Raw genomic sequence first — 20,777 nt, 5'->3', positions numbered from 1 at the left:
ATGGGTGCTGATCTTCAGGGCTCGTTGCTGGGTGCGTTCGAGGATCCGGCGTTGGGATCGCTGGACGGGCTCGGGCGGACGGAGCTTGGGCGTGGTGCGTGGATCGATGTGTTGCCGGGGTGGTTGACCGGGGCAGATCAGGTGTACGAGCGACTGGCGCGCGACGTGCCGTGGCAGGCGGAGCGCCGGCAGATGTACGACCGGGTGGTCGACGTGCCCCGGTTGCTGTGCTTCTACGGGGAGACCGAGGATCTGCCGTTGCCGATCCTGGACGAGGCCCGGGATGCGCTGAGTGCGCACTACGCGGAGGAGCTGGGCGAGCCGTTCCAGACCGCCGGGTTGTGTTTCTACCGCGATGGTCGGGACAGCGTTGCCTGGCATGGCGACCGGATCGGGCGCGGGAACCATGAGGACACGATGGTGGCCATCCTCTCGGTGGGTGAGCCGCGCGTGCTCGCGCTGCGTCCCCGGCCGGGGTCGTCCAGCGGGCCGGTCGGCTCGACGGTGCGGTATCCGCTCGGGCATGGGGATCTGATCGTGATGGGCGGCTCGTGTCAGCGGACTTGGGAGCATGCGATCCCCAAGGCGTCGGGGCGCGTCGGTCCCCGGATCAGCATCCAGTTCCGCCCACGCGGCGTGCGCTGACCCCCACCTGGCGTGCGCGGAGACCCACGGGGCGTGTGCTGACACCCACTTGGCGTGTGATACCCACATGGCGTGCGCGGAGACTGACGCGGCGTGCGCTGGCATTGGTCACGCCGCCGCGGGAGTTTGCAGGAGTGGCTGGTAGACGCCCTCGATCGCGGCTATGTAGAAGCCGAGCAGGCGGACGTCCGCGGCCCTGCAGATGTGCGTGGCGGCTTCGGCCCACTCGTTGTCCAGGTCGGGCCAGGACGCGGGTCCCGGGCGGCCCAGGGCGAGGATGAGGGCCGCGCCAGGGGTGGTGTGCACCGCGGGGATGACCGGGCGCAGGGCGGACGAGCAGACGTCCGCGGTCCCGATGGTGGGCGCGAGGTAGTCGAACTCCGCCGGCAGGTCGATCAGCACGGTGCCCCGATAGCGGTCGTCGGGGTCGCACAACAGCACGGCGAAGGTGCCTCGCTGGCGGTCGCCGAGGCTGACCATCAGGTCGACGACGTCGGCGGCCAGCGCGGGGTCGGTGAGGGGTTGGGTGGTCCAGGTGGGGGTCAGGTGATGGAAGCTCATACTCCAAAAGGTGCCGTGATTCCGACCCCGATTCTGAGTTATCCACAGACCAATGTGGCCCATCATTCCTGGCCGGAAGTGGACCTGCCTGCTGGGCCGCTGTGCTTCTAGGCTCGAGTCATACCGAGCCGAGGGAGACTCCGATGAGCATCACGACAGACCGCGTCCGGTCGGCGCAGGAGGGCACGAGCCAGGCGGCCGGCGGCCGGAAGCTCGGCCGCATGCTGCCGCCCGCTGGCGCTCCACGGGATCTGGCGTTTGCGCAACTGGCGAACTCGGTCGGCGACGGGGCGTTCATTGTCACCTCGGCGCTGTTCTTCACTCGGGTGGTCGGACTCTCGACCGCCGAGGTAGGCCTCGGCCTGACGATCGCCTGGCTGGTCGGGTTCCTGACCGGCGTTCCGCTGGGCAACCTCGCCGACCGGCGCGGCGCGCGCGGCATCGCGATCGTGCTGGCGCTGACGACGGCAGCGTCAGTCGGGTCGTTCCTGTTCGTTCGAAGCTTCGCGTTGTTCCTGGTGGCGGCGATCGTCTATGCGTGCAGCCAGACCGGGCTCACCGCGGCCCGTCAGGCACTGCTTGCGGGGCTTGTGCAGCCGGCCGAGCGCACCCGGATCCGCGCGTTTCTCCAGTCCACGGTCAACGCCGGGCTCGCGGTCGGTGCCCTGCTCGGTGGGATCGCACTGCGCTTCGACACCTCAGCGGCGTACCTGACGATCTTCGCGGTGGACGCGCTGAGCTTCCTGATCGCGGCCGGCCTGATCCGCCGGGTCCCGTCGATCGCGGTCAGCACGCGGGTCAAGGGTGAGCCGCGGCTCGCGGTCCTGCGCGACCGGCCGTACGCCGTCCTCGCGCTGCTGAACGCGATCATGCTGCTGTTCATGCCGCTGATCAGCCTGATCGGCCCGCTGTGGATCGTCACCCGGACCAGCGCGCCCAGCTGGGTCGTCGCCTCGCTGATGATCGTCAACACCCTCGGAGTCACGGTCTTCCAGGTCCGGATCGCCAAGAGCGTTCACAACCTCCACACCGCCACCCGCTCGGTCCGGTACGCCGGGATCGCCATGCTGGCCGCGTGCGCAGTGTTCGCGTTGTCCGCCGCCAAGCTCAACGCCACAACGGCAGCCGCGGTCCTCGTGGTTGCCGCCGCACTCCTCACCCTCGGCGAGATGAAGCTGGCGTCCGGCGCGTGGGAGATCAGCTTCGGGCTCGCTCCGGCCGACAAGCAGGGGCAGTACCAAGGATTCTTCGGCACCGGTCCCGCGATCGCCCGGATGCTCGGCCCGGCGCTGCTCACCACCGTTGTCCTCGGCTGGGGTCCGATCGGCTGGATCCTCGTCGGTGCACTGTTCCTAGGGACCAGTTGCGCAACTGGTCCCGCCGTACGATGGGCAGTGCGGACGAGGGCCGTCAACGAGGACGCCACGCCGTCGCTGGTAGAGGAGAACGCTGCCTGATGGAGATCCCCGGACTGGTCGAGATCACGACGTACGACGAACTCCGCGAAGTAGTCCCGACCCCACTGGCAGCCGCGGCCGGCAAGGCCCGCAAGGAGCTGCACGAGCTGGACCGGCAGTGGCTCGCCGCGTCACCGTTCTGCCTGATCGCCACCTCGGCGGCCGACGGTAGTTGCGACGTCTCTCCCAAGGGCGACCCGGCCGGCTTCACCAAGATCTTCGACGACAGTACGATCGCCATCCCGGAGCGGGCCGGCAACCGGCGCGTCGACGGGTTCGGCAACATCCTCTCCAACCCGCACGTCGGACTGATCTACTTCGTCCCCGGCCGCGGTGACACGCTGCGGATCAACGGACGGGCCCGGATCGTCAAGGAGGCGCCGTTCTTCGACGACATGATCGTCAGGGGCAACCGGCCGCAGCTGGCACTCCTGGTCGAGATCGAGGAGATCTTCCACCACTGTTCCAAGGCGTTCCTGCGGTCGCAGCTGTGGAAGCCCGAGACCTGGGAGCCGGACGCGATGCCCAGCCGGGCCCGGATCTCCAAGGCGCTGGAGCGTCAGGACCAGGAGCTGGCCGAGCTCGAGCAGTACTACGGCAAGGCGTACGAGGAGAAGATCTACAACGTCAAGTACTGATACCGCACCGGGCGCAGACCGGGATACTCCGTGGCGACGATGACACCTGCCCGCCCGCGCTCTACGGTTTCGTACTGTGACCACGACTGAGCCGCTGCGCGACCCGACCCTCGGGGCCCGGGTCCGCCGGATCGCGCTGCCGCTGGTGATGGCCTTCGTCGCGGTGGTCGGCTCGTTCGGAGCGGCCAACGGGCAGCCGGATCGCCGTCCCGCCGACTGGTTCATGGTCCTGCTGCTGCTGAAGGCGTCGCTGGCGCTGTACTGGCTCCGGACCCACCCGATTCCGGTGCTGTGGGCAACCGTCGTCGCGACGCTCATCTACATGCTGATGCAGTACCCGTACGGCCCGGTCATCTTTCCCTTCATCATCGCCGTCTTCACCAACATCCGGCTCGGCAACCGGCTCGCGGGCTGGTCGGCCCTGACCGCCCTCTACATCGGTCATGTCGGCGGCCGGATGCTGCTCGGGATCAACGAGGACGGCGTCTACCAGATCCTCCTGGTCGGCACGTGTTTCGTCGTACTGGGGTTCGTCGCCGAGCTCTTCCGAGCGCACCGCGACCGCGTGACAGCGGCAGCGCGGACGCGGAAGGAGGCCGAGCTGCGGCAGGCTGGTGAGGAGCGGTTGCGGATCGCGCAGGAGCTGCACGACGTGGTGGCACACCACATCTCGTTGATCAACGTGCAGGCCTCGACCGCGCTGCACCTCGTCGATCGGCAGCCCGAACAGGCCGGTCCGGCGCTGTCGGCGATCAAGGACGCCAGCAAGGAAGCACTGGTGGAGCTGCGGTCGATCGTCGGGATCCTGCGGCAGTCGGACGAGTCAGCTCCCCGGCAACCGGTCGCCGGGCTGGAACGGCTGGAGCACCTGGTCAGCCGCACGTCCCGGGCCGGACTGGAGGTTCACACGGTCATCCGCGGCGAACCGCAGCCACTGTCGACCGGACTCGACCGGGCCGCGTTCCGGATCATCCAGGAGTCGCTCACCAATATCGTCCGGCACGCCAAGGCGACGGCAGCGACGGTGCGGATCCAGTACGGCGACCAATCGCTCGTACTCCAGGTCGACGACGATGGTCAGTCGCTCGCCGGCCCGCCGAACGAAGGCAACGGCATCATCGGCATGCGCGAACGCGCCACCGCCCTCGGCGGCACCCTCACCGCCACCCGCACCCCCGCCGGCGGCCTCCGCATCGTCGCCACGCTGCCCCTGTAAGCCTCACGGCAGACGGACGTGCGAGGGGTTCAGGTCGGCTACCCGCGAGACGCCTAGCAGGGCCATGGTGCGGCGGACCTCCTTGGTGAGGATCTCCGCGGCCCGGGCGACGCCGCGTTCACCGCCGGCCATCAGGCCGTAGAGGTACGCGCGGCCGACCAGGCAGGCGTCGGCACCAAGGGCGATCGAGGCGACGATGTCCGCACCCGACATGATGCCGGTGTCGAGGTAGATCTCGGCGTCGGTGCCGACGGCTTTGCGGACCTCGGGGAGGATGCGCAGCATCGTCGGGGCACGGTCGAGCTGACGGCCGCCGTGGTTCGACAGCACGATCGCGTCGGCGCCGGCGTCGACCACCCGGCGCGCGTCCTCGACGGTCTGGATGCCCTTGACGATCAACGGTCCGTCCCAGATCGAGCGCAGCCAGTTCAGGTCTTCGATCGTCATGGTCGGATCGAACAGCTTGTCCAGCAGCTCGGCGACCGTACCGTCCCAATTGGACAGCGACGCGAACGTCAGCGGCCGCGTGGTCAGCAGGTTGGCCCACCAGGCCGGGTGCAACGACGCGTCCAGCACGGTCTTCGCCGTGAGCGACGGCGGGATGGTGAAGCCGTTGCGGACATCGCGCAGCCGCGCGCCGGCGACCGGTACGTCGACCGTCAGCATCAGCGCCTCGTACCCCGCGGCCGCGGACCGCTTGACCAGGTCCTCCCCCGCGTCCCGGTCCTTCCACACGTACAGCTGGAACCACTTCCGCGCCTTCGGCCCCGCGGCCGCGACGTCCTCGATCGACGTCGTGCCCATCGTGGACAGCGCGTACGGGATCCCGAGCTGCTCGGCGACCTTGACGACCGCGCTCTCACCCTCGTGGTTCATCATCCGGGTGAACCCGGTCGGCGCGAACGCGAACGGCAGCTCCGAACGCCCGCCCAGGATCGACGTCCCGAGGTCGATCTCGGAGACGTTGCGCAGGATCGACGGCTGCAGCTCCATCTCGGCGAACAGGTCGCGGGCCCGGCGCAGGCTGATCTCCGCCTCGGCCGCGCCGTCGGTGTAGTCGAACACCGACCGCGGCGTCCGGCGCTTGGCGATCGCCCGCAGGTCCGCGATGGTGAGCGCCTTCTCGAGCCGGCGGTCGGTCCGGTTCACGGTGATCGGCTTGGGCCGCAGCAGCGGCTTCAGCTCGGACCATTTGGGCAGCTGTCGATCGGTCATCAGGACTCCGGGGCCGGCAGGAGGGACGATCAGGCGGTACGGCGAGCCGCCGCCTGACCCTGTGGTCGGACCACACCATACCCTGTGGTCCGACCACACGGGTAGGGTGTCCGCGTGAAGAACTACGAGCTGGTCCTGCACCGGGTCGAGGCGGACCTGGCCGCCGGGCGGCTGCGGATCGGCGGTCGGCTGCCCGGTGAGCGGGTGCTGGCCGAGCAGCTCGGGATCAGCCGGCCCTCGGTCCGCGAGGCGGTCCGGGTGCTCGAGGCGATGGGCGTCGTACGGACGGCGACCGGGTCCGGGCCGGAAGCCGGTGCGGTGATCGTGGCGGAGCCGGTGTCGCCGCTGACCGCGGTACTGCGGTTGCATCTGGCAACGAATCATCTGCCGATGGACGACGTCGTACAGACTCGCGTTCTGCTGGAGTCATGGTCGGCCCGGGAAGCGGCCGGACGGGAGGTGGCGGCCGGAGAGCTCAAGGTGGCCGAGGAACTGCTCGATCGGATGGACGCGACCGGATTGACCCCGGAGGAGTTCCATCTGCTCGACGCGGAGTTCCACGTGGCGCTCTCGGGGCTCGCCGGCAACGTGCTGATCGCGGCGGTGATGGCGTCGTTGCGGTCAGCGATCCACGGCTATGTGATGGCCGCCGTACCGAATCTGCTGGACTGGGAGGCGACGGCCGTGGGGTTGCGAGCCGAGCACCGGGCGATCGTCGAGGCAGTTCGCGGTGGAGAGCCGGATCGCGCGGCCGAGTTGGTGACCGCGCACATCCGGGGCTTCTATCAAGCGGCTCAGCTTTAGATCGACTTTGGTCGGTGGTGGGCGGGTGAGGTCGCGGCCTAGGGTCGCGACATGGAGAGTTGTGTGACGCCTCGGCCGAGCCGGGCGGCCACTGTGTCGGCCGTGACGGCCATCGGGCTGCTGTCGGCGCTGACGATCGTCGGGCGGGCGTCCGACGCCACGCAGCACCACCGGCTACCGCTCGACATCGTGGTCGGGGTTGTCGCGACGGGGCTCATGCTGCTGTTGCCGCGCCGCCCGATCCCGACGGCGATCGCGCTGGGTGTCCTGGCCGCCATCTCCCCCGCGGCGACGCCTGCGTCGACGGCCTCCACCCTGACCATCGCGCTGCGGTTCCCATTGCGCACCGCGATCCTCGTCGCGTCGTTCCAGGCCACGGCACACCTGGTCCAAGACCTGCTGTATCCGATCGGGAATCTCCCGTTCCTCTGGTTCGCGGTGCTCGACTTCGCCATCCACGCCGCGTTGCTCGGCTGGGGGCAGTGGATTCAGGCCAGGCAGCAGCTGCTCGGCTCGCTGCGAGAGCGTGCCCGCCGGGCCGAGGCCGAGCAGGGCCGCCGGGTCGCCGAGGCGCGGACCCTCGAACGGACCCAGATGGCCCGCGAGATGCATGACGTACTCGCGCACCGCCTGTCCTTGCTGGCGACGTACGCCGGTGCCCTCGAGTACCGGCCGGATTCGTCACCCGAGCGGCTCGCCCAGGCCGCCGGGGTGATCCGCACCGGCGTGCACCAGGCGCTCGACGAGTTGCGCGAGGTGATCAGCGTGCTCCGCGACACCGAGATCGACGACCTCCCGGGAGGCCGGCCGCAGCCGACGTTCGACGACGTTCACGCGCTCGTCGACGAGTCCCGGCAGGCGGGTACGGCGATCTCGTACGACGACCGTGTCACCGACGCCACCTCGTTGCCTCCGGCAACCGGGCGGACGGCGTACCGGATCGTGCAGGAAGGACTCACGAACGCCCGCAAGCATGCGGCCGGTCATCCGGTCACGCTCACCGTCGCCGGCGCACCGGGTGACGGGCTGCGGATCGAGCTGACCAATCGGGGGTCCAACGGGACATCGCTGACGCCGGGCAGCGGGACCGGGCTGGTCGGGCTGACCGAGCGGGTGCAGCTCGCCGGCGGCACGCTGGACCACGGCCGGGTGCCCGGTGGCGGCTTCCGGCTCGAGGCCTCGCTACCGTGGCCCACATGAGCGAGCCGACTATTCGGGTGCTGGTTGTCGACGATGACGCGTTGGTGCGGGCGAGCCTGGAGATGATGCTCGACGGCGCGAACGGGATCGCCGTGGTCGGCCAGGCCGCCGACGGCGACGAGGTACCGGCCGCGGTCGACGCGCACTTTCCGGACATCGTGCTGATGGACCTGCGGATGCCGCGGGTGGACGGGATCGTCGCGACCCGGCGGCTGCGGGCCCGGACCAACCCACCGGACGTCGTCGTGCTCACCACGTTCGACACCGACGAGAACGTGCTGCACGCACTCCGCGCCGGGGCAAGCGGGTTCCTCCTGAAGGACACGCCACCGGCGCAGATCGTCGAGGCAGTACGGCGCGTCGCGGCCGGCGACCCGATCCTGTCGCCTGCGATCACCCGGCGGCTGATGGACCGGGCCGCGACCCAGGCCGACGCGCACACGGTCGCGCAGGCGTCGCTGCAACGACTGTCTCCCCGCGAGTACGACGTGATGCTTGCGGTCGCCCAGGGCAAGGCGAACGCGCAGATCGCGTCCGAGCTCTACATGAGCGTGGCGACGGTGAAGGCGCACATCTCCCACATCCTCACCAAGCTGGAGCTCGGCAACCGCACCCAGATCGCTCTCCTGGCCCACGACGCCGGCCTGGCCTGAAGCATGCTCTAGCGTGAGCGCATGATCAGAGTGCTGCTGGCGGACGATCAGGCCTTGGTGCGGGCCGGGTTCCGCTCACTGCTGAACTCCGAGGATGACATCACGGTGGTCGGCGAGGTGTCGGACGGCGCGGAAGCGGTCCGGGTGGCGCGGGTGGAGAAGCCCGACGTGGTGCTGATGGACATCCGGATGCCTGGCATGGACGGGCTCGAGGCGACCCGGCAGATCGGCGCCGACGCGGAGCTGGCCGACGTACACGTGGTGATCCTGACGACGTTCGACCTCGACGAGTACGTCTTCGAGGCCCTGCGAGTCGGGGCCAGCGGGTTCCTGGTGAAGGACACCGAACCGGTCGAGCTGCTGCAAGCGGTCCGGGTGGTCGCGCGCGGCGACGCGCTCCTCTCCCCCGGCGTTACGCGGCGGCTGGTCGCGGAGTTCGCGTCCCGCAGCCGGCAACCCCATGCCAGCAAGGAACTCGACGTCCTGACCGAACGCGAGAGGGAGATCGTCGCCCTCGTCGGCGAAGGCCTCTCGAACGACGAGATCGCCGAGCGACTCGTGCTCAGCCCGGCAACCGCCAAGACCCACGTCAGCCGAGCGATGATCAAGCTCGGCGTCCGCGACCGAGCCCAGCTGGTCGTCGTCGCCTACCAAACCGGCCTCGTCAGACCAGGCTGGCTGGGCTGATCTACTCCAGCGGCGGTAGGAGCGGTCACTCCCCCGGGACGACGCCGTACGTGGTCGTCGACCGGCACGCTCTGGGGTATGGATGCGCTAGTTGAGGTCACGGGTCTGACGAAGAGGTACGGCGACACCCTCGCGGTCGATGGTGTCGATCTGACGGTGCGGCCCGGAGAGGTCTACGGGTTCCTGGGGCCGAACGGTGCCGGGAAGACGACGACGCTCCGGATTCTCACCGGGCTGATCGCCCCGACGAGCGGTGTGGTGCGGGTGCTCGGTGGCCGCCCGGGACAGGCCGACGTACTGGGGCGGACCGGGTCCATGATCGAGTCGCCGGCGTTCTACCCGTACCTGTCCGGCCTGGACAACCTGCGGTTGCTCGCCGAGTACGCCGAGGTGCCGCACCGGCGGGTCGACGAGGTGCTGGAGCTGGTCGATCTCGCGGATCGCGCGCGGGACCGGTTCTCGACGTACTCCCTGGGGATGAAGCAACGGCTCGGGGTCGCCGCGGCGTTGCTCAAAGATCCGGAGCTGGTGATCCTGGACGAGCCGACCAACGGGCTCGACCCGGCCGGCATGCGTGACATGCGCCGGCTGATCCGCGAGCTCGGCTCCGACGGCCGGACCGTGCTGTTGTCCAGCCACCTGCTCGGCGAGGTACAGCAGATCTGCGACCGGGTCGGGATCATCGACGCCGGCCGGATGGTTGCCGAGCACAACGTCGAAGAGCTGCGCGGCGAGCAGGAACTGGTCGTGCGAGCCACCCCGAAGGACCAGGCGCAGGCGATCCTGGCCCGCTTCGGCACCGTGCACCAGTACGACGACACGCTGCGGGTCCAGGTGGATCCGGACCGCGCCGCCGAGGTGAACCGGGTGCTCGTCGAGGCCGGACTTGCCGTGTTCGAACTGCACAGCGCCGAACGAGCTCTGGAGGACATCTTCTTCGAGCTCACCACCACCAAGGAGAGGTCTGATGTTGGGTAGCTACAGAGCCGAACTGCTGAAGCTCCGCAAGCGATCGGCGGTCTGGGTGCTGTTCGGCGCCGGCCTGGTGCTGAGCCTGATCTTCGGCTACCTGCTGCCGTACCTGGGCTACGCGACCGGCGACGAGAACCCGCAGACCGACGGGATCCCGCGCGGTGAGATCCTCCGCGGCATGCTGCCGGAACGCGTGCTGGACAACACGATCGGGGGCTACCCCATCTTCGCCGGTGCACTCGCGCTGGTGCTGGGTGCGATCGTGATCGGCGGCGAATACACCTGGGGCACGCTCAAGACCATCCTCACCCAGCGGCCCGGTCGCGGGTCGGTGCTGGTGGCGCAGTTCCTCGCGCTCGCGACCATGATCGCGGTCTGGGTGCTGGACATCTTCGCCGCCTGCGCGCTGTGCAGCATCGGCATCGCGGCCGCGGAAGGTGGTGCGATGGATTGGCCGGGACCGGTCGACCTGCTACGCGGTCTCGGCGGCGGCTGGCTGGTGCTGATGATGTGGTGCCTGGCCGGCGCGGTCCTGGCCGTTGCCTTCCGCAACGTCGCGTTGCCGATCGGGCTGGGCGTGGTGTGGATCCTCGGCATCGAGACGTTGCTGGCCGGCGTGGTGAGCAGTCTGCTGCCGGACCTGAAGTTCCTCGCCAACGTGTTGCCCGGCACGAATGCCGGCTCGCTGGTGTTCAGCGTGACCGGCATGGCCGCCGCCGACGCACCGCCTGGAGTTCGCGATGCGGTCGGTGGCGGACGTGCCCTGCTGACCCTGGTGGGCTACTGCGCGATCTTCGCCGTACTGGCTGCCTGGACCACCCGGCGCCGGGACGTCACTTGATCCCGGCGTGGACCAAGGCGAGCTCACAGAACATCGCGTTCGCCCAGGAGAACCACTCGCGGGTGTAGACGGTCGGATCGTCGACGTGGAACCCCTCGTGCATCAGACCGGTCCCGCCCGTGGTGTCGCGGAGGAGCTCCAGCAACCGCTGGCGCTCCTCCGCCGACGTGCTCGTCAAACCCTGCACAGCAAGGGCGATCGGCCACACATGGTCCGGCGGAGTGTGCGGGCTGCCGATCCCGGCGGCGTGCGTACCGCTGTAGTAGTACGGGTTCTCCGGGCTCAACAGGAGCTTGCGAGTTGCGGCGTACGTCGGATCGTCGGCGGCGGCGTAGCCGGTCAGCGGGACCCCCAACAGACTGGGCATGTTGGCGTCGTCCATCAGCAGGGTCGCTCCGGCGCCGTCGACCTCGTAGGCGTAGACCTGCCCGTGTTCCGGGTGCTCGACCGTGCCGTGCCGGGCGATACCGTCGTCGATGTCGGCCTTGAGCTCCTTGGCTCGCGCGGCCAGCTGCTCGTCCGCGAACACCTCGGCCGCGATCTCCTGCAGGTAGCCGAGGACGACGGACGCGAACATGTTCCCGGGAACGTTGAACCCGAGCTCGGTCGCGTCGTCACTCGGCCGGAACGCGCTCCACGACATCCCGGTCGGCCGGGTCAGCCGGCCACGTCCCTCGCGGACAAGGGTGTCCGACGGCAACATGTCCGGCTCGTCGCGCTGGAACCGGTACGGCGACCTCGCCTCGTGATCCTGCTCGACGGTCCACAGCTCGATGATCGCGTCGGCCGCGGCCCGGAGCCGCTCGTCGATCACATCAGCCCGCCCGGTGATCCGCCACAGCCGGTACGCCAGCTCGAGCGGGAAGCACAGCGAGTCGATCTCGTACTTGCGCTCCCACACCCACGGCGACATCTCGGTGTCGTCGTCGACGTGACCGGCGCCGTTCGCATCCCGGTTGAACGCGTTCGCGTACGGGTCGTGGACGACGTACTCCAACTGCCGGTGCAGGACGCCGATCAGGATCTCCTGCAGCTCGGGGTCGTCCTTACACAGCAGCAGGTACGGCCGGAGCTGGGCGGCGGAGTCGCGCAGCCACATCGCCGGGATGTCGCCGGTGAGCAGGAACGTCGTCCCGTCCGGCAGCCGCTCGGCGACGGCGGGCAGGTTGTCCGCCATCGAGCGCCGGAACATCTGCGCGATCACCTTGTCTCCGGTCGCCCGGTGCACCGCCTCCGTGGCGCGAGCGAGGACCTCGGGATCGATCATCAACACTTTCACCTTTCAGCGACGAGTTCGCGGCTGTCCAACAACACCGAGGGATTCGGCGAGAACGTTTGGTCGAGGACCAGGCTGGCCGCTCCGATCGCGCCGACGTCGACGCCGAGCGCCGTACTGGCGACCTCGAACGGGTGCACCGAACGGACCAGGAATCGCCCGTCCAGCGAGGCGCGGACGGCGTCCCCGAACAGGGGCGCGAGCTGCTCCCAGTGCGGACCGCCGAACACCACCCGCTCCAGGTCGAGCAGGTTGGCGATGTCCTCGACCACCTTCGCGATTCGCTGAGCGAGTGCGGCGACGATCTCACGCGCCGCGCCGGGACCTGCCTCGGCCAGGGCACACAGTTTGGCGAAGGCCGTGTCCACGGCCTGACGGTCGTCGAGGTCGATGCCTTGGGCAAGCACTCCGGCCCGGACCGCCTGCTGCACCAGGTAGCGCGGCTGGCTTGTCTCGCCGACACAGCCACGGCGGCCGCAGTAGCAGACCGGGCCGTCCGGATCGACGATCACGTGACCGATCTCGCCCACGTTGCTGGACGAACCGCGGACGACCTCGTCGCCGATCACCAGGCCGGCGCCGACGCCGGTGCCGAGGTAGAAGAACACGAAGCTTCCGCCGCCACCGGCCCACTTCTCGGCCGACGCGGCGGCGGTGACGTCCTTGTCGAGGAGCACCGGAAGTCCGGTCCGCTCGCGCAGTTCGTCCCGCAGCGGAACCAGGTGCCACGCGGACAGGTTCGGCGGGTTGACCACGACTCCGCGCTCGACGTCGATCGGACCGGGCGCTGCGATCCCGACACCCGTGATCCGGTCGCGCACTGCGCCGGACTCGGTGATCACGTTCTCGATCGTCGCCGCGATGCCGTCGATCAGTACGCCGGGGTCGTCGGCGTACGGCGTATCCACGCGACGACGGGCGATCACCTCGCCGGTCAGGTCGAGCAGCACCACGGTCACGACAGCTGGGTCCAGGTGGACGCCGACGGCGTACTGGCCGGTGGGTTCGAGCTCGAGCAACGTGCGCGGCTTGCCCAGGCCGGCGCCACGCAGTCGCCCCGCTTCGCGAACGAGCCCTGCGTCGAGAAGCCGGCGGATGATGTTGGAGATCGCCTGCCCGGACAGCCCGGTCGTCTCGGCGAGCTCCACTCGGCTCAGCTGCTGACTACGGCGGATCGCATCCAGCACCACGGCGTCGTTGAACCCGCCGACACGATCCAGATTCGTGCCTCGGCGTACGCTCACAACTTCCCCCAGGTCAGGTGGCAGTCGGGTCCGCACCCCACGGACGTGACCAGTCGTAGTGGATGCTCTCGGTCCCCGTGCGCCACGCGTTGGGTGTGGTGTTCACGAGCCAGTCCAGCGGCTCGATCCCGGACGCGTCACCACCACTGAGCGCCAACCGTATACCGTCGCTCAGCGCGCGATCCGACCGCTCCGCCCGGGCCGTTGGATCGATCGAAAGGAACAACGCCGTCCCCGAGCGCGCGACCAGCTCGAGGAACCGCTGGTTCAGTTCCCACGGCGTCTGCGGGGTGCACGGGACGCAGTCGGCGTCGACGGTGAAGAACCGGTTGTGCTGCGGCAGCCGGAACGCGAGCGTGTTGACGCCCATCTTCCGGGTCCGCTCCCAGTCCCGGCCGGACGTGTCGTCACCGGTCCGCTGAACGTCGACCAGCCCGGCCGCGAGATGCCCGACGGTGTTGCAGCCGATCAGTACGACGTCCTCCGCGGCCGCCCGGATCTCGCGGTAGAACACGAGCACGATCTCCGCCGTCGTCCGGGTCGGATCGTGAAGCTGCCAGCCGTCACTGGTCAATCGTGAGCCCATCGCCGGCCCGAACCGGCCGAACACGTCGTACGTGCTGAAGTCGTGCTTCACCAGCTCGAAGCCCCAGTCCTTGAACCGCCGCAGATCCGCGCGGACCAGCTCGAGGACCTCCGGGTACGACGGATCGAGAGCGCGCCCCGGTTTGTCGTGCGGCCCGGGACTGGCCCACGGACCCGGCTCGCGAGTCAGGAGAGGACGGAACCACAGGCCCGGCCGGGCGCCGATCGCGGTGATCGCGGCCGCGGTGCCGGCCATGTCGTCGAAGACACCCGGCGTACCAACGTCCCACGGGCCGCCTGACGCGATACCGCCCGGGTACCAGCCGTCGTCGACCACGCTGAACGGTTTGACCGGGTGGCCGTCGGCGAGCTCGACGATGGTGGCCGCGTCCGTCAGGACCGCCTTCTCGTCGAAGTTCTCGCCGTACGCGTAGTACCAGTTGTTCGCCCCGACCACCGGCGCGGGCTCAGGTCGCGCCGGTAGCCGGGTGCTCATGGAGGCGACCGCTGCGTTCAGGGTCTGCCAGGGTGTTCCGGCGTCTTGGAACCACCGTACGTTCGCGGCGGTAAGAGTGCGCCAGTTCAGCTGGGTCGGGCCGCCGCCGTTGCGGAGATCGAGCCAGAGCGTGAAGCCGTCGGCGTCCACGGTCCACGAGCAGAAAGCGTTCGGCTGGACGTCGACACCGGCACCTGTGGTCGCACCCGTCCGCGGGTCGTGAGCGAGGAAATACCACGGCAGCAGTCGCTCAGGTTGCTGGTGGCGCCACTGCAGGTCGCCGTACGAGCGTTCCCAGGCGTCACCGAGGATCAAGGCGTCGGAGGGGAGCCGTTCGGACCAGCGGACCGCGACGCGGGTGACGGTCGCCGCAGTGACGTGGATGGCGCCATCCGACCAGCCGACCTCCACACCGGCGCCGGACCAGGTCGTGCCGGTCCGGACCGTGGTGGTCAGCCTGTCCGAGGGGCCTGCCTGGACGAAAACAGCGCTCGGTTCTCTCACCTGACTCCCTCGTGGCGACTTTCCCCACAGACTTTAGTTAATGGTCAGAAGAACCGTCAAGACTCTCCACCGCGGCGACGAGACGGTCGACATCACACTGGTCGGTGTACGGCGCGAGGCCGGCGCGAACGGCTCCGGCAGGACCGAGGCCCAGGTGGCGGGCGGGCTCGTAGGCGTAGAACGAGCCGGCCGGAGCGTTGACGCCGGCTCGAGCGAGGTGCTCGGCGACCGCTGCCGGCGGGTGGCCCTCGACGGTGAAGAGCAGGGTCGGCGTCCGCTGTGCGGCGTGGCCGTGGAGGGTGACGCCAGAGATCGCGGCGAGGCGGGACTCCAGGTCGTTCCGGAGCGCGTCCTCGTACTCCTCGACCAGCTCCAGCGAGCTGAGGAGCCGCTCGCGCCTGGTCGATCCAGTTCCGCCGAGACCGGCCAGGAAGTCGACGGCGGCGGTCGTGCCGGCCAGCAACTCATACGGGAGGGTGCCGAACTCGAAGCGCTCCGGTACGGCGTCCGACGACGGCAGCAGCTTGTCCGGGTGCAGCGTCTCGAGCAGCTCGGGCGACGCGGTCACCACCCCGAGATGCGGTCCGAAGAACTTGTACGGCGAGCAGGCGTAGAAGTCGGCGTACGACGCATCGACCGGGGCGTGCGCGGTCAGGTGGACACCGTCGACGTAGATCAAGGCTCCGGCCTCGTGGACCTGGTCGGCGATGCTCGTCACGTCGGGCCGGGTCCCGAGCAAGTTGGACGCGGCAGTGACGGCGACGAGGCGGGTGCGGTCGGTGAGGAGCGGCGCGAGGTCGTCGAGTTCGGAGGTGTCGGGGTCGAAGCCGAGCCACTTCACGGTCGCGCCGACGGCCTCGGCGGCCTGCACCCACGGGCGGACGTTGGCGTCGTGGTCGAGCCGGGTCACGATCACCTCGTCGCCTTGGGACCAGGTCTTGGCGAGCGTACGAGAGACGTCGTACGTGAGCTGCGTCATGCTGCGCCCGAAGACGATCCCCTGCGCCGTGGTGCCGAGCAGGTCGGCCATCGCCTCGCGGGCCCCGACGACGATCTCGTCCGCCCGGCGCTCGGCGGCCGTGAGCTGACCGCGATTGGCGAGCGCCGACGTCATGGTCCGGGCCATCGCGTCCGCCACCACCTGCGGCGTTTGCGAACCACCCGGCCCATCGAAATGCGCCGCCCCCTCGTCGAGCGCGGGGAACTGCTTGCGGACAGCCACGACGTCGAAGGCACTCATGGCCGTCATCTTCTCCCGGCGCCCCGGCCTGCTGCCATCGGGTGTCCAATTCTCACCGCGCTTGCCCGATGCCGGATAAAAATCTCCGGACTGTCGGTTCGATAGTGCAGGATGTCAGGAGTGAGCACCGTAACGACTCCTGACAAGGCCCCGCTGCAGGCCTGGCTTCCGACGATGCTGACCCTGGCCGCGATCTGGGGTTGCAGCTTCCTGTTCATCTCCGTCGGCGTGCGGGAGCTCCCGCCGCTCTACCTGGCCCTCGGGCGGGTGCTCGCGGGTTCCGTCGTTCTGCTGGCGATCCTGGCGGTGAAACGCGACTCGCTGCCCCGGGATCCGCGGCTGTGGGCGCACTCGTTCGTCCTGGGCGCGATCGGCTCCGCGATTCCGTGGACGCTGTTCGGGTACGGCGAGCAGCGCATTCCGTCCCTCCTGGCGGGGATCTGGAACGGGATCACCCCGCTGATCGTGCTGCCGATCGCCGTCCTGATCTTCCGCACCGAGACGTTCTCGCTGCAGCGGGTCCTCGGTCTGGTCATCGGGTTCGCCGGGATGCTCGTCGTCCTCGGCGCGTGGCACGTCCAGGCCGGTGCGGATCTGACCGGGCAGGCGCTCTGCATGCTCGCCGCGGTCTTCTACGGGTTGGCGATCCCCTACCAGAAGCGGTTCATCGCCGGGACCACGCTGTCCGGGACGGCGCTGTCGGCCAGCCTGTTGCTGTGCGCAACGGTCCAGCTGGCGATCGTGGCGCCGATCGTCACCCGGCAGGCGCCACCGGTGCCGTGGTCGCTGTCGATCGAGGTGCTGCTGAGTGTGGTCGCGCTGGGTGCGCTCGGCAGTGGGCTCGCGTTCGTGCTCAGTCTGCGCAACATCCGGCTGATCGGGGCCAGCCGGTCGTCGATGGTGACGTACCTGATGCCGGTCTTCTCGATCCTGGTCGGCGTGATCGTGCTCCACGAGCACATCACCTGGTACCAACCGGTCGGCGGTTTGGTCGTGCTGCTCGGGGTCGCGGTTTCGCAGGGATTGCTCAGGACGCCGCGGCGCAAGCCGGTGATCGCGGCCGAGGCGCCGGCGACCACCTGACGTCAGCCGCGGCGGAGGTTGGGTACGGCGGCGATCACGACGGCTGCGAGCGCGAGCACGGTCCCGGCCACGATCGGGAACGTGACCGCCTTGTCGGCCGCCGGGACGAACAGATCGATGAACAGGCTCGCGATCAGCTGACCTGCGATCGTCCCGAGGCCGAGCACGAACACGCCGACCACGCGGACCACGGCCGCCGCCGCGCTGATGAAGATCACGCCGCACGCGCCACCGAAGTACAGCCAAGGCTCGCTCGGCAGGTGGTGCGGCACACCCCGCGTTGCGAGGTCGGCTCCGAAGACGATCAGCAGTGCGACGAACCCGACCACGAAGTTGACCACTCCGGCGGCGACCGCGCCGTACGCGTCCGTTGAGGCGGTCCGCGCGACGCGACCGTTGATTGCTTGCTGGACCGCGGTCCCGAAACCGCCGAGCGCGGGCAGTACGGCGAGCAACAGGCCGTCGGGGTGACTCAGTTGGTCCGACACCGCGAGTACGACGGCGACCAGAGCGATCAGCGCGCCGACAACGCGCAGGGTGGTGAACGGCTGCGGGCCGGCCGGACCGAAGCCAAGGCGGTCGACGATCAGACTGCTGACCGCCTGGCCCGCGACGACCGCGACGGTGAAGACTGCGACGCCGATCACGGAGACCGTGATCGATTGCGTGGCGACGAGGTAGGCGCCGCCGAGTCCGCCGAGGCATTGCCACCAGCGGAGTCCGCCGTACCCGCGCATGGGCTCGCGGATCGCCTGCCAGACCTTGCCGAGCGAGCGCCGTACGGCGGGGACGAGCGCCGTGCCGATGAGCAGGATGAGCAGACCGGAGCCGAACGAGACCAGCGCGGCCGCGACACCGTCGCCGAGTACGTCGCCGAGCTCGCCGTTGATCCGGGACTGGACCGCGACCAGCATCCCGATGCCGAAGGCGGCGATGAGCCCGATCAGATGGTGCTGTCGGGTCGAGGTCGCCGGGCGGGTCGCGGTGGTTGTCACGTCACTATCATGACCGTTCGCGCAATTGCACCTGACAGCAGGTCCACTTTACGACCGCCGGATCAGCGCCAGGTACATCGCGTCGGTGCCGTGCAGGTGCGGCCAGAGCTGTACGTCGGGGCCGTCGCCGAGGTCCGGTACGCCGGGGAACAGCGGGCGCGCGTCCTCTATCGTCGCGTCGTCACGCTCGGCGAGTACGGCGTCGACCACCGCGCGGGTCTCGTCAGGATGCGGTGAGCAGGTCACGTACGCGACCACGCCTCCCGGCCGCACCGAGGTGATCGCCGAGTCCAGCAGGTCCTCCTGGAGTGGCCGCAGTTCCTTCACGTCTTCCGGCGTACGACGCCAGCGGGCTTCCGGGCGACGCCGGAGCGCCCCGAGACCGGTACAGGGGACGTCGGCCAGCACCCGGTCGAACGACCCGGCCGGCCAGGTCGGCTTGGTCCCGTCGCCGACGAGCACCTTGTGGTCGCCCGGGATCGCCCGCAGGTTGGCGCGGACGAGGTCGGCCCGATGCTTGAGCGGCTCGACGGCCGTCAGTTTCCCGTCCCGCTGATCCACGAGCGCCGCAAGCAGCGCCGACTTCCCACCCGGCCCGGCGCACAGGTCCAGCCACTCGCTGTCCGAACCGTCGACCGGCGCCGTCGCGAGCGCGATCGCCACAAGCTGCGACCCCTCGTCCTGAACCCCGGCCCGTCCCGTCGCCACAGCCTCGATCCGTCCAGGATCACCCCCACCCTGCAGCACCGCCGCATACGGCGACCACTTGGCGGCAGTCGCCCCGGCCGCGATCAACTCGTCGACGTCAGCCAGCCCAGGCCGAGCCACAAGCGTCACCCGAGGCGGCTCATTGTCAGCATCCAGCAACTCCTCCAGCCCACTGTCCAGCGCCCGGGCGAACGCCTCGATCACCCAGCGGGGGTGGGCTTTGGCGATCGCCAGGTGGCCGTACAGGTCCTTGTCAGCCGGCGGCGCGACGGTGGTGATCCACTGGTCGAAGGTGCGCTGGCTGATCTTGCGGAGGACGGCGTTCACGAGACCGCTGCGCTTCTGGCCGATCTCGGCGCGGGTGAGCGTGACCATCTCGTTCACAGCGGCGTAGGAGTCGACCCGCATCCGGAGGAGCTGGTGAGTGCCGAGGCGCAGGAGGTCGAGGAGCTCGGGGTCGAGGTCCGCGAGCGGGCGGGACACGCTGCGCGCCAGGAAGGCGTCGTACGTGCCTTGCCAGCGCAGCGTGCCGTGCACCAGCTCGGTGCAGAACGCGGCGTCGCGACCGCTCAGCCGCGACTCACGGAGAGCCTTGTTGAGCGCGAGGTTCGCGTACCCGCCCTCACCGGTGACCTGCCGGATCACCCGGTAGGCGACCCCTCGGACCCGATCCGGCCGGCGCTGCGGCGCCCGATTGCGTGGTGAACGATCACTCACGCCTCCACCTCGCTGGCGCTCGGTTCCGGCGTGAGCGATAACACTGCTCTACACATTGTTCGCTCGCTACGCTCGCTCACGTGGCCGGCCCCAAGCGGTCCTCATCGGTGAGGCGCACACCACGCGCCCAGTCTGCGGCGGCCATCGGCTTCTTGCCTTGCGGCTGCACCGTCACCAGCTCCACCGCCTTGCTGCCGGTACCGACCTTCACGCTCGACTTGGTCGCCTGCAGCTCACCCGGCTTCAGCTCCTCGTCAGTCAGCCGGACGGCCAGCACCTTCAAGCGCTCGCCCCGGAACATCGTCCACGCTCCCGGAGCCGGGTTGCACCCGCGCACCAACCGGTCCACGCGCTGCCCCGGCGCGGCCAGATCGATCTCGGCGTCCTCGACCGTGATCTTCGGTGCCAGCGTCACACCGTCGACCGGCTGCTCACGAGCCTCCAGTACGCCGGCCTCGACGCCGTCCAGCGTGTCCACCAGAAGCTTCGCCCCGGAGACCGCGAGCCGGTGCAGCAGGTCGCCCGAGGTGTCCGAAGGACCGATCGGCTCGGTGAGTACGCCGTACACCGGGCCGGCGTCGAGCGCCTTCACGATCCGGAACGTGCTGGCACCGGTGACGTCGTCACCCGCGATGATCGAGTGCTGCACCGGCGCGGCGCCACGCCAGGCGGGCAGCACCGAGAAGTGCAGGTTGATCCAGCCGTGCCGCGGGATGTCCAGGGCCGCCTGCGGCAACAGGCCGCCGTACGCGACGACCGGGCAACAGTCCGGCGCGATCTCGGCCAGCCGCGCCAGGAACTCGGGGTCACTGGGCTTGACCGGCTTGAGGATCTCGATCCCACCCAGCTCCTCGGCGTACTGCGCGACCGGCGAGGCGACCAGCTTGCGGCCACGGCCGGCCGGCGCGTCCGGACGAGTGACCACGCCGACGAGTTCGTGGCGGCTGGCAACGATCGCCTCGAGAGCGGTGACCGCGGGCTCCGGCGTACCGGCAAAGACGACTCTCACAGGCCGAATCCGTTCGTCGGGTGGGGGGAGA

20 protein-coding genes are annotated in these 20,777 nt (G+C 69.5%); 11 read left to right on the top strand and 9 right to left on the bottom strand.

The features are described 5' to 3' along the window. The gene (locus AB0E63_RS24280) at positions 1-645 is read left to right on the top strand and encodes an alpha-ketoglutarate-dependent dioxygenase AlkB (protein ID WP_360370372.1); all 645 of its coding nucleotides are present in this window, start codon (positions 1-3) and stop codon (positions 643-645) included. 108 nt (positions 646-753) lie between these two features. Here the strand turns inward: AB0E63_RS24280 and AB0E63_RS24275 are convergent, their stop codons facing one another. Then, positions 754-1,206 (bottom strand): hypothetical protein, encoded by a 453-nt coding sequence (locus tag AB0E63_RS24275; RefSeq protein WP_360370369.1) that lies wholly within the window; start codon positions 1,204-1,206, stop codon positions 754-756. 143 nt (positions 1,207-1,349) lie between these two features. Between AB0E63_RS24275 and AB0E63_RS24270 the strand changes: the two genes are divergently transcribed. From AB0E63_RS24270 to AB0E63_RS24260, 3 genes are all read left to right on the top strand, one after another. Beyond that, positions 1,350-2,663: an MFS transporter gene (locus AB0E63_RS24270; protein ID WP_360370366.1), complete on the top strand. Its 1,314-nt coding sequence runs from the start codon at positions 1,350-1,352 to the stop codon at positions 2,661-2,663. Next, positions 2,663-3,301 carry a pyridoxamine 5'-phosphate oxidase family protein gene (locus AB0E63_RS24265; RefSeq protein ID WP_360370363.1) on the top strand — a complete coding sequence of 213 codons (639 nt, stop codon included), beginning with the start codon at positions 2,663-2,665 and terminating at the stop codon, positions 3,299-3,301. The genes AB0E63_RS24270 and AB0E63_RS24265 overlap by 1 nt, the downstream gene beginning before the upstream one ends. Positions 3,302-3,377: 76 nt before the next feature. Then, entirely contained in the window at positions 3,378-4,517 is a 1,140-nt protein-coding gene (locus AB0E63_RS24260) for a sensor histidine kinase (RefSeq protein ID WP_360370360.1), read from the top strand. Between the two features lie 3 nt (positions 4,518-4,520). Here AB0E63_RS24260 and AB0E63_RS24255 read toward each other — a convergent pair whose 3' ends face one another. Further along, entirely contained in the window at positions 4,521-5,732 is a 1,212-nt protein-coding gene (locus AB0E63_RS24255; protein ID WP_360370357.1) for an alpha-hydroxy acid oxidase, read from the bottom strand. A 114-nt stretch (positions 5,733-5,846) separates the two neighbouring features. On the opposite strand from AB0E63_RS24255, the gene AB0E63_RS24250 reads away from it, so the two are divergent. The 6 genes from AB0E63_RS24250 to AB0E63_RS24225 all read left to right on the top strand — a co-directional run bounded on the left by AB0E63_RS24250 (position 5,847) and on the right by AB0E63_RS24225 (position 10,889). Beyond that, entirely contained in the window at positions 5,847-6,536 is a 690-nt protein-coding gene (locus AB0E63_RS24250; protein WP_360370354.1) for an FCD domain-containing protein, read from the top strand. Between the two features lie 51 nt (positions 6,537-6,587). After that, positions 6,588-7,736 carry a histidine kinase gene (locus AB0E63_RS24245; RefSeq protein WP_360370351.1) on the top strand — a complete coding sequence of 383 codons (1,149 nt, stop codon included), beginning with the start codon at positions 6,588-6,590 and terminating at the stop codon, positions 7,734-7,736. Beyond that, complete coding sequence (locus tag AB0E63_RS24240; protein ID WP_360370348.1) at positions 7,733-8,389, top strand: response regulator transcription factor; 657 nt, start codon at positions 7,733-7,735, stop codon at positions 8,387-8,389. Before AB0E63_RS24245 ends, AB0E63_RS24240 begins: the two co-directional genes overlap by 4 nt. A 21-nt stretch (positions 8,390-8,410) precedes the next feature. Next, positions 8,411-9,076, top strand: a complete 666-nt coding sequence (locus AB0E63_RS24235; protein ID WP_360370345.1) for a response regulator transcription factor — start codon at positions 8,411-8,413, stop codon at positions 9,074-9,076. 78 nt (positions 9,077-9,154) lie between these two features. Next, complete coding sequence (locus AB0E63_RS24230; RefSeq protein WP_360370342.1) at positions 9,155-10,054, top strand: ABC transporter ATP-binding protein; 900 nt, start codon at positions 9,155-9,157, stop codon at positions 10,052-10,054. After that, the gene (locus AB0E63_RS24225) at positions 10,044-10,889 is read left to right on the top strand and encodes an ABC transporter permease subunit (protein ID WP_360370339.1); all 846 of its coding nucleotides are present in this window, start codon (positions 10,044-10,046) and stop codon (positions 10,887-10,889) included. The genes AB0E63_RS24230 and AB0E63_RS24225 overlap by 11 nt, the downstream gene beginning before the upstream one ends. On the opposite strand, the gene AB0E63_RS24220 is transcribed toward AB0E63_RS24225, so the two are convergent. From AB0E63_RS24220 to AB0E63_RS24205, 4 genes are read right to left on the bottom strand one after another with little or no spacing between them, the layout of a single operon-like run. Then, the gene (locus AB0E63_RS24220; RefSeq protein ID WP_360370336.1) at positions 10,882-12,156 is read right to left on the bottom strand and encodes a glycoside hydrolase family 125 protein; all 1,275 of its coding nucleotides are present in this window, start codon (positions 12,154-12,156) and stop codon (positions 10,882-10,884) included. The genes AB0E63_RS24225 and AB0E63_RS24220 overlap by 8 nt on opposite strands. 8 nt (positions 12,157-12,164) lie before the next feature. Beyond that, positions 12,165-13,409: an ROK family transcriptional regulator gene (locus AB0E63_RS24215; RefSeq protein ID WP_360370333.1), complete on the bottom strand. Its 1,245-nt coding sequence runs from the start codon at positions 13,407-13,409 to the stop codon at positions 12,165-12,167. Positions 13,410-13,422: 13 nt separating this feature from the next. Beyond that, complete coding sequence (locus AB0E63_RS24210; protein WP_360370330.1) at positions 13,423-14,994, bottom strand: hypothetical protein; 1,572 nt, start codon at positions 14,992-14,994, stop codon at positions 13,423-13,425. A gap of 37 nt (positions 14,995-15,031) precedes the next feature. Then, positions 15,032-16,234 carry a cysteine desulfurase-like protein gene (locus AB0E63_RS24205; protein ID WP_360370327.1) on the bottom strand — a complete coding sequence of 401 codons (1,203 nt, stop codon included), beginning with the start codon at positions 16,232-16,234 and terminating at the stop codon, positions 15,032-15,034. Between the two features lie 120 nt (positions 16,235-16,354). On the opposite strand from AB0E63_RS24205, the gene AB0E63_RS24200 reads away from it, so the two are divergent. Then, positions 16,355-17,317, top strand: a complete 963-nt coding sequence (locus tag AB0E63_RS24200; RefSeq protein WP_360370324.1) for a DMT family transporter — start codon at positions 16,355-16,357, stop codon at positions 17,315-17,317. Positions 17,318-17,319: 2 nt separating this feature from the next. On the opposite strand, the gene AB0E63_RS24195 is transcribed toward AB0E63_RS24200, so the two are convergent. The 3 genes from AB0E63_RS24195 to fmt form a co-directional block, all read right to left on the bottom strand. Continuing rightward, positions 17,320-18,312 carry a DMT family transporter gene (locus AB0E63_RS24195; RefSeq protein WP_360370321.1) on the bottom strand — a complete coding sequence of 331 codons (993 nt, stop codon included), beginning with the start codon at positions 18,310-18,312 and terminating at the stop codon, positions 17,320-17,322. 48 nt (positions 18,313-18,360) lie between these two features. Then, on the bottom strand, positions 18,361-19,737 hold the full coding sequence (locus tag AB0E63_RS24190; protein WP_360370318.1) for a transcription antitermination factor NusB: 1,377 nt from the start codon (positions 19,735-19,737) through the stop codon (positions 18,361-18,363). Positions 19,738-19,813: 76 nt separating this feature from the next. Then, positions 19,814-20,746, bottom strand: coding sequence for a methionyl-tRNA formyltransferase (fmt, locus tag AB0E63_RS24185; RefSeq protein WP_360370315.1), 933 nt, complete (start codon positions 20,744-20,746; stop codon positions 19,814-19,816). Positions 20,747-20,777 lie beyond the last annotated feature (31 nt).

Source organism: Kribbella sp. NPDC026596 (assembly GCF_040638415.1).
Classification (GTDB): domain Bacteria; phylum Actinomycetota; class Actinomycetes; order Propionibacteriales; family Kribbellaceae; genus Kribbella.
This window is presented reverse-complemented; position numbering and strand designations above follow the sequence as displayed.

What these genes read in the sequence shown, in the direction of transcription:
- AB0E63_RS24280 (WP_360370372.1), top strand. Translation starts at nt 1, where the DNA reads ATGGGTGCTGATCTTCAGGGCTCGTTGCTGGGTGCGTTCGAGGATCCG.
- AB0E63_RS24275 (WP_360370369.1), bottom strand. Translation starts at nt 1,206, where the DNA reads ATGAGCTTCCATCACCTGACCCCCACCTGGACCACCCAACCCCTCACC.
- AB0E63_RS24270 (WP_360370366.1), top strand. Translation starts at nt 1,350, where the DNA reads ATGAGCATCACGACAGACCGCGTCCGGTCGGCGCAGGAGGGCACGAGC.
- AB0E63_RS24265 (WP_360370363.1), top strand. Translation starts at nt 2,663, where the DNA reads ATGGAGATCCCCGGACTGGTCGAGATCACGACGTACGACGAACTCCGC.
- AB0E63_RS24255 (WP_360370357.1), bottom strand. Translation starts at nt 5,732, where the DNA reads ATGACCGATCGACAGCTGCCCAAATGGTCCGAGCTGAAGCCGCTGCTG.
- AB0E63_RS24245 (WP_360370351.1), top strand. Translation starts at nt 6,588, where the DNA reads ATGGAGAGTTGTGTGACGCCTCGGCCGAGCCGGGCGGCCACTGTGTCG.
- AB0E63_RS24240 (WP_360370348.1), top strand. Translation starts at nt 7,733, where the DNA reads ATGAGCGAGCCGACTATTCGGGTGCTGGTTGTCGACGATGACGCGTTG.
- AB0E63_RS24235 (WP_360370345.1), top strand. Translation starts at nt 8,411, where the DNA reads ATGATCAGAGTGCTGCTGGCGGACGATCAGGCCTTGGTGCGGGCCGGG.
- AB0E63_RS24230 (WP_360370342.1), top strand. Translation starts at nt 9,155, where the DNA reads ATGGATGCGCTAGTTGAGGTCACGGGTCTGACGAAGAGGTACGGCGAC.
- AB0E63_RS24225 (WP_360370339.1), top strand. Translation starts at nt 10,044, where the DNA reads ATGTTGGGTAGCTACAGAGCCGAACTGCTGAAGCTCCGCAAGCGATCG.
- AB0E63_RS24220 (WP_360370336.1), bottom strand. Translation starts at nt 12,156, where the DNA reads ATGATCGATCCCGAGGTCCTCGCTCGCGCCACGGAGGCGGTGCACCGG.
- AB0E63_RS24205 (WP_360370327.1), bottom strand. Translation starts at nt 16,234, where the DNA reads ATGAGTGCCTTCGACGTCGTGGCTGTCCGCAAGCAGTTCCCCGCGCTC.